The sequence below is a fragment of the Pseudomonas sp. PS01298 genome, assembly GCF_029959745.1.
Classification (GTDB): Bacteria; Pseudomonadota; Gammaproteobacteria; order Pseudomonadales; family Pseudomonadaceae; genus Aquipseudomonas; species Aquipseudomonas aylmerensis.
In genome coordinates, this window is record NZ_JASCPP010000085.1 from 1 (window position 1) to 14,375 (window position 14,375).

Genomic DNA, 14,375 nt, shown 5'->3' on the forward strand with positions numbered 1-14,375 from the left:
CCAGCAGGTGCAGGCGATTCAATGTGGGAGCGGGCTTGCCCGCGAATGCGCTGTGTCAGTCCATACTTTCAGCGACTGATCCAACGCATTCGCGAGCAAGCCCGCTCCCACATTTGATTTGTGGTAAGGCGACCGACCCGCTATAAATCAGCAAACTGTCCACCGAGAAGCGACAATGAACCCCTTCGAAGACATGCGCCTGTTCTGCCAGGTCATGGAATCCGGCAGCTTCACCGCCGCCGCCGAACAACTCGGCCTGTCCAAGCAGTTCGTCAGCCGCCGCCTGATCCAGCTGGAAGATCGCCTCGGCGTGCGCCTGCTCAACCGTTCCACCCGCCGCCTGGACGTCACGCCCCTGGGGCAGAGTTACTACGAATCCGCCTTGCGCCTGCTCACCGAAGTCGAGCAAGTGGAGCAGGGCATCGCCGGCCAGAACAGCGAACCGCGCGGCACCCTGCGCCTCAGCGCGCCGTTGTCGTTTGCGATGGCGCACCTGGGCTGCCTGTTGCCGCAGTTTTTGCAGCGCTATCCCCAGGTGTCGGTGGAAGTCGACCTCAGCGACCGCCCGGTGGATTTGATCGGCGAAGGCTACGACCTGGTGCTGCGCATCGGCACCCTGGAAGATTCCACCCTGATTGCCCGCCGTATCGCCAGCATCCCGCGCGTCTACTGCGCGAGCCCGGATTACCTGGCCCTGCGCGGCACCCCGCAGAAACCCGACGATCTTGCCGACCACGACTGCCTGCCCTACGGCCATGGCCGCCAGGTGCAGTGGCGCTTCAAGGGCAAGCTGCAGGCGCTGAACGTCAGCGGGCGCATGCGCGTCAACAATGGCGAGCTGCTGCGCGACACCGCGATTGCCGGGCTGGGCGTCACCTACTTGCCGACCTTTATCGTCGGCGAGGCCTTGAAGGACGGGCGCCTGGTGAGTGTACTGGACGACTTCGCCCCCGAAGCCCTGACCTTGTCGGCGGTGTATCCGCAGCACCGGCAAAGCTCACGGCCCGTCCAGGCGCTGGTGGAGTTCTTGCGCGAACGCCTGGCTAGTGGCTGTTGAACAACTGGCGGATCAGGTTCGGCGTGCTGCCGGTCCAGCGCTTGAATGAGCGTCGGAAGTTGGCTGCGTCGTTGAAATTCAGGTACGCCGCCACTTCCTCATTGCTGTAGCCCTTGACCTGGTACAGGTGCAGCGCCACCTGCTTGCGCACGCGGTCCACCTGCTGCTGAAAACCGGTGTCGTGCTTGTGCAGTTTGCGCTTGAGGGTCGCCGGGCTCATCGCAAACGCCTGGGCCGCCTGTTCCAGGCTCGGCGGCTGGCGTACCTGATCGCGCAGGTAGTCGTAGAGGCAGTCGAGAAAGCTGCCGGCAAAGCCCAGGTGTTCGATCTGCTCGCAGGCCTGGCGACGTGCGACCTGGCCGGCAGTGGCCGAGGCACCCGGCCACGCGTGGGTGAGGTATTCGCGCGGGATGCTGAGCATGTCCAGCGGGCGCGCAAAGCGCGTGCCTTCGCCCAGGTTCACCCAGTACTGCTCGACATAACGCGGCTCGGCGTGGCTGAAACTGCACGCCCACGGCAGCCGCTGGCCGCTCAGCCATTGGCTCATGGCAACCAGTGAGGTCACGCTGGCCTCCAGCAGGAAACGCCAGTGCTCGCCGGCGCCGCAACTGTCGAGCCAATACAGGTAGGCGTGGTGCTCATCCAGCTCCAGTTGCAGGCTGACCAATGGGCTGAGCAGCACTTGCTGCTGGATGAGGAGTTCGAGTGCCTGGTGCAGATTCTGCGCGTGGCCCAGGGCGTGACTGGCGGCGCCGTAGTAGCCGGGCAGCAGGCGTTGGCCAAACAGGAAGCTGCTGTCGTCGGCATCCAGCAGTTTGCGACTGTTGCCGATCAGGGCCAGGAACTGCTGCGGGCTCAACCGCGCGTTGCCGGCCAGGATGTCCTCGTGGAACAACCCGGTGCCGCGCAGCAGGCGATGGCTGTCGATGTCGCGGGACAAGGCCAGGTCGATCAAGGTAGCGGGTTGGTAATGCCCGGGGATAAAGCGCGTGTCGCTTTCATACCAGCTGGTCTTGACGGCCATCTCAGGCACTTTTCGCCAGCGGTTGCTTGGCCCGTGCCAGCGCCAGGTTGAGGCGCTTGAGCAGGTCGTGGGGCGACTCGTCCAGGGCCATCACCACCGCCGTAGTCGCGGCCAATTGCAGGCGTTCGCCCTGTTGGCGGGTCTTGTGGGCCAGGCCACGCACGGCCTGTTGCAACTCCAGCGCCAGCACCTGGGCCTGGCGTTCGCCGGTGTTGGGCAACAGCACCACAAAACGGTCGCCGGCCAGGCGGCACAGCAAGTCCTGGCGGCGCAGGTTGAGCAACAGCAAATGGCTGAGGGCCTGCAACACCGCGTCGCCCTCGACGTGCCCGAAAGCCTGGTTGATGGCGGCAAAGTTATCCAGGTCCAGGGCCAGCAGTGACAGCGGTTGTTGTTGCTCGCGGCTGTCTTGCAGGCTGTCGGCCAACTGGCGCTTGAGGTAGTCGGCGCCGGCCAGCGGCGTGAGTTTGTCGAACAGCCGATGCTCGCGAAACAGCCGCTCGCGCTTCTCCATCTGCGCGCTGATCGCCAGTTGTTCGCGGTGCCAGTGGTAGATGCCGATGGTCAGCAGGATCATGCCCACCGGCATCGGCCCGGACTCCAGCCAGTGGTCCCAGGTGATGCTGTCGGGCAGGCGGATAAATTCGTCGAGGCTGTCGATCCACCAGGAAAAGAAGATGCACGACAGCCCCAGCGCGAGGTAATTGGTGACGCGCCCGGCGGGTCGGCTTTTCAGCACCAGGCCCAGCCACACCAGCGCCAACAGGGCCGAGCCGCCTTCGCCGAAGATGTCCAGCCAGGCCCATTCACTGACGTATTTCAACTCGCCGCAGGCCAGGTGCAGGATCAGCCCGAGGTTGGCGGCAACCAGCAGCAGCGCGAGTTTCCAGCGATGGGGTTTGAGCACGGAGAACATGGCCGCGAGTCCTTGGGCAAATGAGCGATGGGCGCCAGCACAGCAGATGCATGTGACGGTTGGATGACGGTGGGGGAGGGTCGAATCAGCTCATGGGATAAATAAGATTTCCCGCCAAACGCCGAACAAATGTGGGAGCGGGCTTGCTCGCGAAAGCGTTACGTCAGTTGGCCCATCTGTTCCTGAACGGCCGCTTTCGCGAGCAAGCCCGCTCCCACACTTAATCGAGGTCATATCAGCTCATTTGCCCCGGCATAGGGCCTCAAAAGCCCGGTTTACGGGCCTTCGTGCCGATCCCTGTCACAGAACCGTCATCCCCCACCCCTAGCTTGCCCTCCCAGTTGCCGGGCCTCTTGCCTGGCGCCAATGGATTCTTGGGGAGGATTGCATGTACAAGCGCACCGGGCTCGTCAGCTTCACGCTCACTGCCTTGGCCCTGGCGATGGCCAGCGAGCGGCTCAACGCTGCCGAGGCGGCCACCACCGAGCATGTCGAAGTGGTCGGCCAGGCTGCCGCCATGGACCAGGCGCTCAAGGAGCAGCGCCGCTCCGACAGCATCAAGAGCGTGGTGCATGCCGACGGCGTGGCCCAGTTGCCGGATGAAAACGTCGCCGAAGCGGTGCAGCGCCTGCCGGGCATCAGCGTCGAGCGCGACCAGGGTGAAGGGCGCTTTGTCAGCGTGCGCGGCCTGGGCCCGGACCTCAACAGCGTGACCATCAACGGCACCCTGGTGCCCGCGCCGGAAAGCGCGCGCCGCGCGGTGGCGCTCGATGTGCTGCCCTCGGAACTGGTGCAATCGCTGTCGGTGATCAAGACCCTCACGCCGGACATGGACGCCAACTCCCTCGGCGGCACCGTCGACGTGCAAAGCCTGTCGGCCTTCGACCACAAGGGCCTGTTCTACACCGGCAGCAGCGAGGCCAGCTACGACAAGAACACCCGCCAGACCAGTCCCAAGTTCTCCGGCGCCGCCAGCAACCGTTTCAGCCTTGGCGACGGCATCGACAACTTTGGCGTGGCCGCCGCTCTCAGCTGGCAGAAGCGCGATTTCGGTTCGGACAACGTCGAGACCGGCGGCGCCTGGGACTTCACCGATGGCGCCAGACTCAACGAGTTCGAACAGCGCGACTACGACATCAGCCGCGAACGCGCCGGGGGCGGCCTGAACTTCGACTACAAGCCCGATGACCTCAGCAGCTACTACCTGCGCACTCTCTACAGCCGCTACAAGGACACCGAGACCCGCAACTCCACCAGCATCGAGTTTGCCGACCCCCAGGCGCCCGGCGAACTGGGCGATGCCGAGGGCAAGCGCAAGCTGAAGAATCGCGAGGAAACCCAGGAGATCCAGTCCTACGTGTTCGGCGGCGAACGCATGCTCGGCCTCTGGACCTTGAGCGGCCAGGCCGGCTACAGCCAGTCCAGCGAAGACAGCCCGGCGCACATTGCCGGCGCCACTTTTGACGGCGGCGACTTCGCCAACAGCGGCTTCTATGACAAGGACAAGCCACGCCCGATCATCGGCGCCGGTTTCTACGACGCGAGCAACTTCACCCTCGACAAGGTCGACTGGGAGAAGCAGAACACCAAGGACACCGAGAAAAACCTGCGCCTGGACCTGGCCCGCGACTATGACCTCGGCGGCTACGCGTCCCAGGTCAAGTTCGGCGGCAAGGTCAGCCGTCGCAACAAGGACAACGACCTGGAGGCCTGGGTCTACCAAGACTTCGACACCCTGGGCTTCACCGCCGACCAGCTCAACCTCACTCAATTTCAGAAGGGCTCTGTCGACTATCGCCTCGGCAACTACGGCCCCGGCATCAGCCCTGGCGCGATCAAGCAGCTGATCGGCAGTCTCAATCCGGCGGATTTCTATGACGAGACCGAATCGCGGGTCAACGACTTCACCATCCGCGAGGACATCAATGCCGGCTACCTGATGAACACCGTCGATATCGACGACTGGCGCTTTATCGCCGGCCTGCGCTACGAGGGTACCGAGTTCGAAGCCAAGGGCACCGGCGCGACCGATGGGGTGTTCACGCCCACCGAAACCAAGCGCCGCTATCACCACTGGCTGCCGGGCCTGCATGCGCGCTACCAGATCGACAAGAACACCCAATTGCGCGCCGCCTGGACCAAATCCGTGGTGCGCCCGACCTTCGGCCAACTGGCGCCGGGGTTTGTCATCGACGATGACGAAGCCACCTTCGGCAACCCGGACCTCAAGCCCCTGGAGTCGAGCAACCTGGACCTGGGCATCGAGCACTTCATGGGCCGCGCCGGGACCGTGTCGGCGTTCGTGTTCTACAAGGACATCAAGAATTTCGTCTACAACACCGACCTGGCCGGCACTGGCGCCTGGACCAACTTCGCCGAGGCCCACACCTACGCCAACGGCGACAGCGCCAAGCTCTACGGCCTGGAACTGGCCTACTCGCAGAAATTCGACTGGCTGCCCGCGCCGTGGAACGGCTTGCTGATCGGTGCCAACAGCACGTTCAGCCGCTCCAGCGCCGATATCGAAGGCTTCGACAGTGCCAGCGGCCGTAACCGCAAACGCAACATCAGCCTGCCGAACCAGTCGGACACCGTCGGCAACCTGATGCTCGGTTGGGAAAACGACAGGCTCAGCCTGCGCGTGTCGGCCAACTACAAGTCGGCGTACCTGTATGAACTCGCCTCGATCAACGACAAGGCCCACGACCTGCACGTCGACGCGCAGACCTTCGTGGACTTCAGCGCGCGCTACTCGCTGAGCAAAAACCTGCAGGTCAGCTTCGAGGCGCAGAACCTCACCGATGAGTCGTACTTCGTCTACACCGGCCATCGCAGCTACAACGGCCAATACGAAGAGTACGGCCCGACCTACAAGCTGGGCCTGACCTTCACCCATTTCTGAACTCAACACATTCCAGCTGCAGGCGCTGGCTTGCCTGGAGTTGATCTCCATCGCATTCGAAGGATTTGCACGTTAATGAGAATGTCCAAGCTGTACCTGTTGATTGCCCTGGCCACCTGCGGCCATGCCCTGGCTGGCGACCTGGCGCTGACCCCGTGGGCACCGGGCCTCAAGGCTGAATCCGTGGCCTTCCTGCCCAACGGCCCCGAGCGCCTGGCCGCCGGCACCCGCGACGGCCTGCAATTGCTCGATCGCCAAGGCGCGGAGCTGGCGCGTTTCAAGGGCAATTTCAGCAGCCTCGACACCCGCGCCGCCGGCGCCCAGGTGGTGGCCGCCAGTCTCGACAACGACCGCCAGCAGGCGCTGTTGATCAACCTGGATGTCGCCGGCAAGCGCTTTGGCAAGCCGCTGTACTTGCCGACCCGCGACTTTGCGGTGAATGGCCTGTGCCTTTACCGCGATGCAGCAGCCAACCTGTTTGTGTTCCTGGTCGGTGAAGAGGGCAAGGGCGAGCAATGGCTGGTGGGCAATGGCGCCACGTTATTGAGTGAGGCCCAGCGCGTACGCGGGGTGCCGCTGCCGCCGTCGGCGCAGTTCTGCCAGGTTGATGACGCCACCCAGCAGTTGCTGGTGAATGAAGAAAACATCGGTTGGTGGGCCTATCCGGCGCACCCGGAAGCCGAGGTCAAGCGCACGCCGGTGGCGCTGTTCGACACGCCCAAGCGCGAAGCCGGGGCCATCGCGTCGGTGCCCGGCGGGATGGTCGCACTGGATCCCAAGACCTCCGAGCTGCACCTGTTCCAGCACACCGGCGAGCGTTGGGTCGAGCAATCGAGCCTGAGCCTGCCAGGCCTCAAAGAGCCGGAGCAACTGACGGTCAACGGCCGGCAACTGCTGGTGCGTGACGACGACACCGGCGCGCTCTACCAGGCCACCCTCGACTGGCAGGCCCAGCCGGTGGCGGCGGTGCCGGTGCTGCCGGAAGTCGCCGCCGTGCGCCAGACCGACCCGGTCGGCCGCCAGGGCGATGCAGCGGATGATCCGGCGATCTGGATTCACCCCGGGCAACCGGCGAAGAGCCGCGTGCTCGGCACCAACAAAAAACAGGGCCTGCTCGCCTATGACCTCGACGGCAAGCTGCTGCAGGAGCTGGCCGTAGGGCGCCTCAACAACGTCGATGTACGCCCCAACTTCAAACTCGGCCAGCGCACGGTCGACCTGGCCGTGGCGAGCAATCGTGATCACAACAGCCTGAGTCTGTTCAGCATCGACCGCCAGAGCGGCGAGTTGCGCGAAGCCGGTGAGGTGCCGACGCCGCTCAAGGAAATCTACGGCATTTGCCTGTTCCAGCCGGCGAGTGGGGAGATCTACGCGATCGCCAACGGCAAGGACGGCACCTTCCTGCAATACCGCCTCAGCGCGCCGGATGGCCGTGCGCAGGGTGAGCTGGTGCGCCAGTTCAAGGTCGACAGCCAACCCGAAGGCTGCGTGGCCGACGACCAGCGCCAGCGCCTGTTTATCGGCGAGGAAGATGTCGGCGTGTGGGCGGTGGACGCCCGCGCCGATCAACCGGCGACCCTGACCAACGTGATCAAGGTCGGCCCGCAACTGCACGCGGACGTCGAAGGCCTGGCGCTGTACCAGAGCGACAAGCGCGACTACCTGGTGATCTCCAGCCAAGGCAATGACAGCTACCTGGTGGTGGATGCCGAACCGCCGTTTGCCGTGCACGGCGCTTTCCGCGTGGGCCTGAACGCGGCCGCCGGCATCGATGGCGCCTCGGAAACCGATGGCCTGGAAGTTACCGCCATCAACCTCGGCGGGCCATGGAGCCAGGGCATGCTGGTGGTGCAGGACGGGCGCAAGCGCATGCCCGAGCAGACCCAGAACTTCAAGTTCGTGCCCTGGGCCGACGTGACCCGCGCACTGAAATTGCCCTGAACCGTCATCACCCGGTCATCACTTTTTAATCGAATAGGACATCACCATGCACGCGACGATGGAACATATGACGATCTGGGGTTTGATCAGCGACGCCAGCCTGTTGGTCAAGGCCGTAATGCTCACCTTGCTGTTGGCCTCGTTGCTCAGCTGGTACCTGATAATCCAGCGCGCCAGTGTGCTACGGCGCCTGGAGCGCCAGTTGAATGGCTTCGTGCAGCGCTTTCGCGCGGCGCCGGACTTGCAGGCGTTGTGCCGTGAAACCGTGCAGGCGGGTGAGGGCGGCGTGGCGCCGATCTTTATCGCCGGGGTCCACGAATACCAGCACCTGCACAGCCATGACCCGGCGGTGCTGGAAGGTGTGGAGCGCGCCTTGCAGGTGGCGATCACCGAGCAGGAAGTCGAGCTGGAAAAGGGCTTGCAGTTCCTCGCGACCGTGGGCTCGGTCAGTCCCTATATCGGTCTGTTCGGCACGGTGTGGGGGATCATGAACTCGTTCATCGGCCTGTCCCAGGTGCAACAGGCGACCTTGTCCACGGTGGCCCCGGGCATTGCCGAAGCCTTGATTGCAACGGCCATCGGCCTGTTTGCGGCGATCCCCGCAGTGATCGCCTACAACCGTTTTGCCGCGCGCAGCCAGACGCTGCTCACGCGCTACTACGCCTTCGGCAACGAGCTGCAAGTGCGCCTGCACCGTACTCTGCGCGGTACGCCGATCAACCTGGCCGTGGCCGCCTGAACAAGGAGCAAGCCGATGTTAACCAGGCCGCAACGCAAGTACGGGCCCAAGGCCGAGATGAACGTGGTGCCGTATATCGACGTGATGCTGGTGCTGCTGGTGATCTTCATGGTCACCGCGCCGATGCTGACCCAGGGCGTGAAGATCGATCTGCCCAAGGTCGCCGCCGAGGCGCTGGCCACCGACACGCGCCAGCAGATCCTCACGCTGTCGGTGAAGGCTGACGGCGGCTATTACTGGAACCTTGGCGGCGAACTCGACACCCAGCACCAGACCGACAGCGCCGTGACCCTCGACGAAATGGGCGCCAAGGTCATGCAAGTGGTGGCGGCGCGCAGCGACACCCAGGTGTACATCCGCGCCGACGACAACGCCGGTTACGGGCGTGTGGTCGCGGCCATGGCGGTGTTGCAGAAAGGCGGGGTGAGCAACCTGGGGTTGGTGACCGAGGCCCCGCAATGACGGCGATGATCATGCACAGTGAGACGCTGACGCTGACGCCCCGGGAGCCGTCCGGGTTGTGGAGAAACAGCGTCGCGGCGAGCCTGGCGGTAGCCCTGCACGCAGGGGTGCTGGCAGCGCTGATGCTGGGTTGGTCGGCGGAAAAAGTGCCGGAGGACACACCCAGGGTCATGCATACCCAATTGGTGATGCTGCCGCCTGCGCCCGTGCCTGCTCCCGCACCTGAGCCGGTGGCCTTCACGCCACCGGAGCCTGTGGCTGTGCCCGTGCCCGTGCCGGTGAAACCCACGGTCGATCCACAGGTCCAGGCGCAGAGACTCGAGAAGGCCGCGTTGGCACGCAAGCGCGTCGAAGAGCAGAAAATCGAGGCACAACAGCAGCGCCTGGCTACCGAGCAGCGCAACCGTGAACAGGCGCAACAGCGCCTCGACCAGCAGCGCCTGGCCGCCGACAAAGCCCGCGTCGCTGCCCCCGCAGCAGCGCCGGCACCGGCCTTCGACAGCCGCCAATACCAGCCCTTGAGCAAGGAGGCGCCGGACTACCCCGAGCGCGCCCTCGACAAGAACATCGAAGGCGACTGCGCGGTGGAATACACGGTGAACACCCAGGGCCGCGTGGAAAGCCCCAAAGTGCTCGATGGCTGTCACCCCCTGTTTATCCGGCCGTCACTGGCAGCGGCGAACACCTTCCGCTACCAGCCCAGGATCGTTGACGGCAAAGCCGTTCCCGTGCCGGCGGTGCGCAACACCTTCCACTACCGCATCAAGTGATATCCCGCAGTCAACACCGGGCCCCCTGTGGGAGCGGGCTTGCTCGCGAAAGCGATGGGTCAGTCGATGAATGTGTTGACTGACAGTCCGCCTTCGCGGGCAAGCCCGCTCCCACCTTTGTAATCGGTGCAGTCTGCATATCCTTGCAATCTCCACTACCGCATCAAATGATATCCCGCAGTCAACACCGTGCCCCCTTGTGAGAGCGGGCTTGCTCGCGAAAGCGGTGGGGCAGTCGATGAATGTGTTGACTGACAGTCCGCCTTCGCGGGCAAGCCCGCTCCCACATTTTTAGACGGTGTAAGGCAGCAGATCCTTGCAATGTGGCTGTGTCAGGTGTTGACCAGGTTGGCCAGTTCAGCCCCCGCTACATAGTTCTCCAGATTCGCCAGGAACGTGTCCGCAATTTCGTTGCGGCTATTGGTGGAAATGGCCGAGGTGTGCGGCGACAACCTGACTCTCGGGTGGGTATACAACGGGTGCCCATCCGGCAGTGGTTCCGGTTCGGTCACGTCCAGCGATGCCAGCCCGATCTGTCCGTTGTCGAGTGCTTCGAGCAGCGCCTCCTGATCCAGCAGGCCGCCACGCGCGATGTTGATCAGGTGCAGCCCGGGCTTGGCGCTGCCGAGTACATCGCGGTTGATGATATGCCGCGTGGATTCGGTCAGCGGGGCTGCCACCACCAGGTGGTCCGCGCGGGCGAACAGGTCGTGGATGTCCTTGGCCGCTTCCACACCGGCAACGCCAAACGGCACCTGGCTTTGGCGCAGTGCCACGACCTGGATGCCCAGGGCCAGTGCCTTCTGCGCCAGGCTCGCGCCAATTGCGCCGAAGCCGAGGATGCCCAGCGTGGTGCCTTTGAGCGGGCGCAACGGGGTGAAATGCCACTGGGCGTCCTTCACCCAGATATCCGGCAAATGCTTGGACGCGGCAAAGATCGCCGCCAACGCGAACTCGGCGAGGTTGTCGGCCGCGCTGCCTCGGGAGGTGGTCACCGGTGGCCCGTTGAACAGCCATTGCGGGTAGAAATCGATGCCCGACGACACCAGGTGCACCCACTGTGCGCCGTAGGGCCAGCCCGGTGGCGGGGTGTCCGGGGCGGTGTAGCCGCGCACGTTGATCGGGCGCAGCAACAGGATATTCGCCTGCGGCGGCAGGTCGCTCGGCACCCCTGGCGGCACGCCGATCACTTCGGCGTCGGCGTGCAGCGCGCGCAGGCGCTCGCGGATCACGTCGTTGTAATCCTCGTCGAGTTGGCTGGCAATAATCACCTGACTCATGTGCGTTCCTTCTGGCGTTGGGCGAAGACCGCTTTGCCGACGCCTTGCAGCACGGCGTCATTCTGCGGGGTATGCACGCGACTGCAGAGCACGTCGCGGTAGTGTCGTTGCAGTGGGCTGTGACGCGACAGGCCGGGGTTGCCCGAGGCCTCGATGGCGAGTTCCACCGCGCGGATGGCATTGTTGGTGACCAGGTACTTCAACTGGGCTGCGTTGGCCGCCGGGGTATGACCTTCGGCGGCGGCGTCCAGCAGGCTGCGGTTGGCAAACAGCAGGGTGTCGATATGCCCGACGGTTTCCTGAAAACGCGGCAGCGTCGACAACGCTGCACCGAGGTTGGACGGCTTGCGTTCCTCCAGCCAGTTCACCAGCCAGTCCCGCGCGGCGTGGGCCACCGCGTCGTACACCGATGACAGCAGCACCGACATCCACAGGAAGCCATCGCCATCCAACTCCGGCTGCGGGGCACTCCAAGGGCTGACGCTGACGGCGTGGTCCAGCGGCACCAGCACATTGTCGAGCACCACTTCATGGCTGCAGGTGGCGCGCATGCCCAGGTGGTCCCAGGTGTCGATAATGCTCACGCCGGGGCTGTCCTTGGGCACCAGCCAGGCGCCCACCAGTGGGTCGGCGTCATCGCTGCGGCCCCACACGCTGAACCAGCTCAGGCCATGGCTGCCGGTGGAGTAGATCTTGCGCCCGCTGATGCGCCAGCCCTCGGCGGTGCGCACTGCGGTGGTCGCCGGCAGACCGCCACGGGCCGGGGTGCCGAGGTCGGGTTCGACGCGCAGCGCATTGATCAAGGCACCGTCGCGCACCGCGTCCTCGGCCACTTGCGTACGCAGGTGGACCGGCCAGCTCTTGCTGTCTTGCAGGCGGGTGTGTTGCAGGTATTGCATCACCAGGATCAGCGCAGTGGACGGCTCGCCCCTGGCAATCGCACTGATCGCCTTGCGCGCCTGCGGCAGGCTGGCGCCGCCGCCGCCCAGGGCCTTGGGCACGGTGAGGGCGACCAGGCCGTGTTCATGCAACAACTTGAAGTTGGCATGCGGGAACGCGCCGCTCTCGTCATACAGGTGCGCGGTGCTCGCCAGCTCGGCGCTGAGGCGTTCGAGCAGGGCTTCGAAGTTGGCGACTTCCACGGAGCGCAGAGACGCTTGGGTCATAACAATGTACTCGGTCAAAAATGTGGGCGCCGGCAAGCCGGCGTCTACAGGGGGTTGTGGGCTTAGATAGCGATGCGTACGGGCTGTTGGCCCAGCAGTCGCTCCACCACCTGCAGCACCGGCTCGGCCTCGGTGCGCACCAGCCAATCCGGGCTCACTTCGACGAATGCCACTGTGCCGTCCCTGGCGATCACCACCACCGTCGGTTGCGGCAGTTCCCAGGTCCCGGTGCCGGTGGTGTCGCCGATGTGGTTGCCCTTGGCCAATGCGGCGTTGCGCGAGGCTTCGTCGAAACTGTAGAGAATGCCCAGGCGCCGGCCGAGGTTGTTGTCGGTGTCGCTGGCCACCAGCAATTGCAGGTTATGGCGGGTCTTGATTTCCACCAGCCGCTCAGGCACCTGCGGGCTGACCGCCACCAGCGGCACCCCCAGTTCGCGCAGGCGTGGGTAGAGTTGGCGTTCGTAATAGGGCAGGGCGAGATTGCACGCCGGGCAGCCGGCAAAGCGGAAGAAGATCAGCACCGCCGGCCCATCGGCCAGCAACAGTTCGCGGTTGAGTTCGCCGCCTTCCACATTGAGCAGGGTGAATGGGTCCAGTTCATCGCCGACCTGCACATAGTCGTCGGGCCTTGCTTCATCGACCAGGCGCTGGCGCTGGTCGATGTTGACCTGCAACGCCGCCGGTGCCCAGGAAGCCACGCGCTCGGCGTGCAGATCCGCTAATTGACGGTTGAGGGATTCGCTCATGCCAGCGCCTCCTGTTGCGCTTCGACCTCGGCGGCGACGCTGTAGCGGTTGGCCGGCACGTCCAGGCCAAGGTTGTCGCGCAGCGTGTGGCCGCTGTACTCGGTGCGGAACAGGCCGCGCTGTTGCAACACGGGCACCACCAGTTCGGTGAAATACTGCAAGCCGTCCGGCAGCACCGAGTTGATGATGAAACCGTCGCTGGCACCGCGCTCGAACCAGGTCTGGATGGCATCGGCGACTTGCTCCGGGGTGCCGACAAAATCACGCTTGGGCCGCGAGAACCGCAGCGCCACTTCGCGCAGGGTCAGGCCTTCGTCCCTGGCCAGTTGCTTGATCCGGTCGGAGCCGCCTTTCTGGCTGTTGGCGCCGAGGTCGCCAAGTTCCGGGAAGGGCGCGTCCAGGGGGTACTTGCTGAAGTCATGGTCATTGAACGGGCGGCCGAGGGCGACAATCGCGTCTTCGACGGTGACCAGGTCCACGGCCTGCTGATAGCGGCGTTCCACTTCGGCTTCATCGCGGCCGACAATCGGCCGGATACCCGGCAGGATCGACAGGCTGTCGGCGTAACGCCCAAAGCCTGTGGCGCGGCGCTTGAGGTCCTGGGAATAGGCCAGGCCTTCCTCGATGCTCTCCACGTGCACAAAGATCGCGTCGGAGTTTTCGGCGGCGAAGTTGCGCCCATCCTCCGAGGTACCGGCCTGGAAAATCACCGGTTGACCCTGGCGCGAGCGTGCGATGTTGAGCGGGCCCTTGACCGCGAAGAACTCGCCCTTGTGATTCAGTGCATGCAGCTTGTCCGGGGTGAAGAATTCGCCGCTTTGCTTGTTGTAGGCAAAGGCGTCGTCTTCCCAGGAGTCCCACAGGCCCTTGACCACGTTCACGTGTTCCTTGGCGATGCGGTAGCGCACGGCGTGGGGCGGGTGCTCGGCCTTGCCGAAGTTGTCGGCGGTGCCGCTGAGCCACGAGGTCACCACGTTCCAGCCGGCGCGGCCGCCGCTGATATGGTCCAGCGACGAGAACTGGCGAGCCACTTGGTAGGGCTCGGTGTAGCTGACCGTCACCGTGGCGACGAGGCCGATGTTCGTGGTGATGGCGGCGAGGGCCGAGAGGATCGTCAGCGGCTCGAAGCGGTTGAGGTAGTGCGGGCTGGATTTGGCATGGATATGCAGGCTGTCGGCGATGAACACGAAGTCGAACTTGGCAGCTTCGGCCAATTCAGTCTGCTGCTTGTAGAACCCGAAGTGGGTGCTGGCATTCGGTTGGGCGTTCGGGTGGCGCCATTCGCCCCAACCGTGGCCGACACCGTGGACCATGGCACCCAGTTTCAAATGGCGTGGCTTGGAGGGATGTGGCTTGCTCATGTTCTGCTCCT

The 14,375-nt window shown here is 64.5% G+C and carries 12 protein-coding genes; 6 read left to right on the plus strand and 6 right to left on the minus strand.

The genetic code is table 11. The features are described from left to right. Positions 1 to 175: 175 nt before the first annotated feature. Entirely contained in the window at positions 176 to 1,057 is an 882-nt protein-coding gene (locus QMX97_RS23755) for a LysR family transcriptional regulator (protein WP_065906129.1), read from the plus strand. Here QMX97_RS23755 and QMX97_RS23760 read toward each other — a convergent pair. Further along, positions 1,044 to 2,081, minus strand: a complete 1,038-nt coding sequence (locus tag QMX97_RS23760; RefSeq protein ID WP_282397716.1) for an AraC family transcriptional regulator — start codon at positions 2,079 to 2,081, stop codon at positions 1,044 to 1,046. The genes QMX97_RS23755 and QMX97_RS23760 overlap by 14 nt on opposite strands. 1 nt (position 2,082) lies before the next feature. After that, on the minus strand, positions 2,083 to 2,997 hold the full coding sequence (locus tag QMX97_RS23765; RefSeq protein ID WP_106804280.1) for a GGDEF domain-containing protein: 915 nt from the start codon (positions 2,995 to 2,997) through the stop codon (positions 2,083 to 2,085). Positions 2,998 to 3,385: 388 nt separating this feature from the next. Here QMX97_RS23765 and QMX97_RS23770 point away from each other — a divergent pair, with 388 nt between their 5' ends. The 5 genes from QMX97_RS23770 to QMX97_RS23790 all read left to right on the plus strand — a co-directional run bounded on the left by QMX97_RS23770 (position 3,386) and on the right by QMX97_RS23790 (position 9,811). Beyond that, positions 3,386 to 5,899 (plus strand): TonB-dependent receptor, encoded by a 2,514-nt coding sequence (locus tag QMX97_RS23770; RefSeq protein WP_213550837.1) that lies wholly within the window; start codon positions 3,386 to 3,388, stop codon positions 5,897 to 5,899. Positions 5,900 to 5,974: 75 nt separating this feature from the next. Beyond that, entirely contained in the window at positions 5,975 to 7,840 is a 1,866-nt protein-coding gene (locus QMX97_RS23775) for a phytase (protein ID WP_282397717.1), read from the plus strand. A gap of 46 nt (positions 7,841 to 7,886) precedes the next feature. Beyond that, positions 7,887 to 8,579 (plus strand): protein TolQ, encoded by a 693-nt coding sequence (gene tolQ / locus QMX97_RS23780; protein ID WP_065906137.1) that lies wholly within the window; start codon positions 7,887 to 7,889, stop codon positions 8,577 to 8,579. A 15-nt stretch (positions 8,580 to 8,594) separates the two neighbouring features. Then, the gene (gene tolR, locus QMX97_RS23785) at positions 8,595 to 9,041 is read left to right on the plus strand and encodes a protein TolR (protein ID WP_282397718.1); all 447 of its coding nucleotides are present in this window, start codon (positions 8,595 to 8,597) and stop codon (positions 9,039 to 9,041) included. Further along, entirely contained in the window at positions 9,038 to 9,811 is a 774-nt protein-coding gene (locus tag QMX97_RS23790) for an energy transducer TonB (protein WP_282397719.1), read from the plus strand. The genes tolR and QMX97_RS23790 overlap by 4 nt, the downstream gene beginning before the upstream one ends. Positions 9,812 to 10,143: 332 nt before the next feature. Here the strand turns inward: QMX97_RS23790 and QMX97_RS23795 are convergent, their stop codons facing one another. From QMX97_RS23795 to QMX97_RS23810, 4 genes are all read right to left on the minus strand, one after another. Continuing rightward, on the minus strand, positions 10,144 to 11,091 hold the full coding sequence (locus tag QMX97_RS23795; RefSeq protein WP_282397720.1) for a D-isomer specific 2-hydroxyacid dehydrogenase family protein: 948 nt from the start codon (positions 11,089 to 11,091) through the stop codon (positions 10,144 to 10,146). Beyond that, positions 11,088 to 12,257, minus strand: coding sequence for an acyl-CoA dehydrogenase family protein (locus tag QMX97_RS23800; RefSeq protein ID WP_282397721.1), 1,170 nt, complete (start codon positions 12,255 to 12,257; stop codon positions 11,088 to 11,090). Before QMX97_RS23800 ends, QMX97_RS23795 begins: the two co-directional genes overlap by 4 nt. A 62-nt stretch (positions 12,258 to 12,319) precedes the next feature. Then, entirely contained in the window at positions 12,320 to 13,003 is a 684-nt protein-coding gene (locus QMX97_RS23805; protein ID WP_282397722.1) for a peroxiredoxin-like family protein, read from the minus strand. Beyond that, positions 13,000 to 14,364 carry an LLM class flavin-dependent oxidoreductase gene (locus QMX97_RS23810; protein WP_282397723.1) on the minus strand — a complete coding sequence of 455 codons (1,365 nt, stop codon included), beginning with the start codon at positions 14,362 to 14,364 and terminating at the stop codon, positions 13,000 to 13,002. The genes QMX97_RS23805 and QMX97_RS23810 overlap by 4 nt, the downstream gene beginning before the upstream one ends. Between the last annotated feature and the right edge of the window lie 11 nt (positions 14,365 to 14,375).

Coding starts and splice junctions, on each gene's coding strand:
- QMX97_RS23755 (WP_065906129.1), top strand. CDS start 176: ATGAACCCCTTCGAAGACATGCGCCTGTTCTGCCAGGTCATGGAATCC.
- QMX97_RS23760 (WP_282397716.1), bottom strand. CDS start 2,081: ATGGCCGTCAAGACCAGCTGGTATGAAAGCGACACGCGCTTTATCCCC.
- QMX97_RS23765 (WP_106804280.1), bottom strand. CDS start 2,997: ATGTTCTCCGTGCTCAAACCCCATCGCTGGAAACTCGCGCTGCTGCTG.
- QMX97_RS23770 (WP_213550837.1), top strand. CDS start 3,386: ATGTACAAGCGCACCGGGCTCGTCAGCTTCACGCTCACTGCCTTGGCC.
- QMX97_RS23775 (WP_282397717.1), top strand. CDS start 5,975: ATGAGAATGTCCAAGCTGTACCTGTTGATTGCCCTGGCCACCTGCGGC.
- tolQ (WP_065906137.1), top strand. CDS start 7,887: ATGCACGCGACGATGGAACATATGACGATCTGGGGTTTGATCAGCGAC.
- tolR (WP_282397718.1), top strand. CDS start 8,595: ATGTTAACCAGGCCGCAACGCAAGTACGGGCCCAAGGCCGAGATGAAC.
- QMX97_RS23790 (WP_282397719.1), top strand. CDS start 9,038: ATGACGGCGATGATCATGCACAGTGAGACGCTGACGCTGACGCCCCGG.
- QMX97_RS23795 (WP_282397720.1), bottom strand. CDS start 11,091: ATGAGTCAGGTGATTATTGCCAGCCAACTCGACGAGGATTACAACGAC.
- QMX97_RS23800 (WP_282397721.1), bottom strand. CDS start 12,257: ATGACCCAAGCGTCTCTGCGCTCCGTGGAAGTCGCCAACTTCGAAGCC.
- QMX97_RS23805 (WP_282397722.1), bottom strand. CDS start 13,003: ATGAGCGAATCCCTCAACCGTCAATTAGCGGATCTGCACGCCGAGCGC.
- QMX97_RS23810 (WP_282397723.1), bottom strand. CDS start 14,364: ATGAGCAAGCCACATCCCTCCAAGCCACGCCATTTGAAACTGGGTGCC.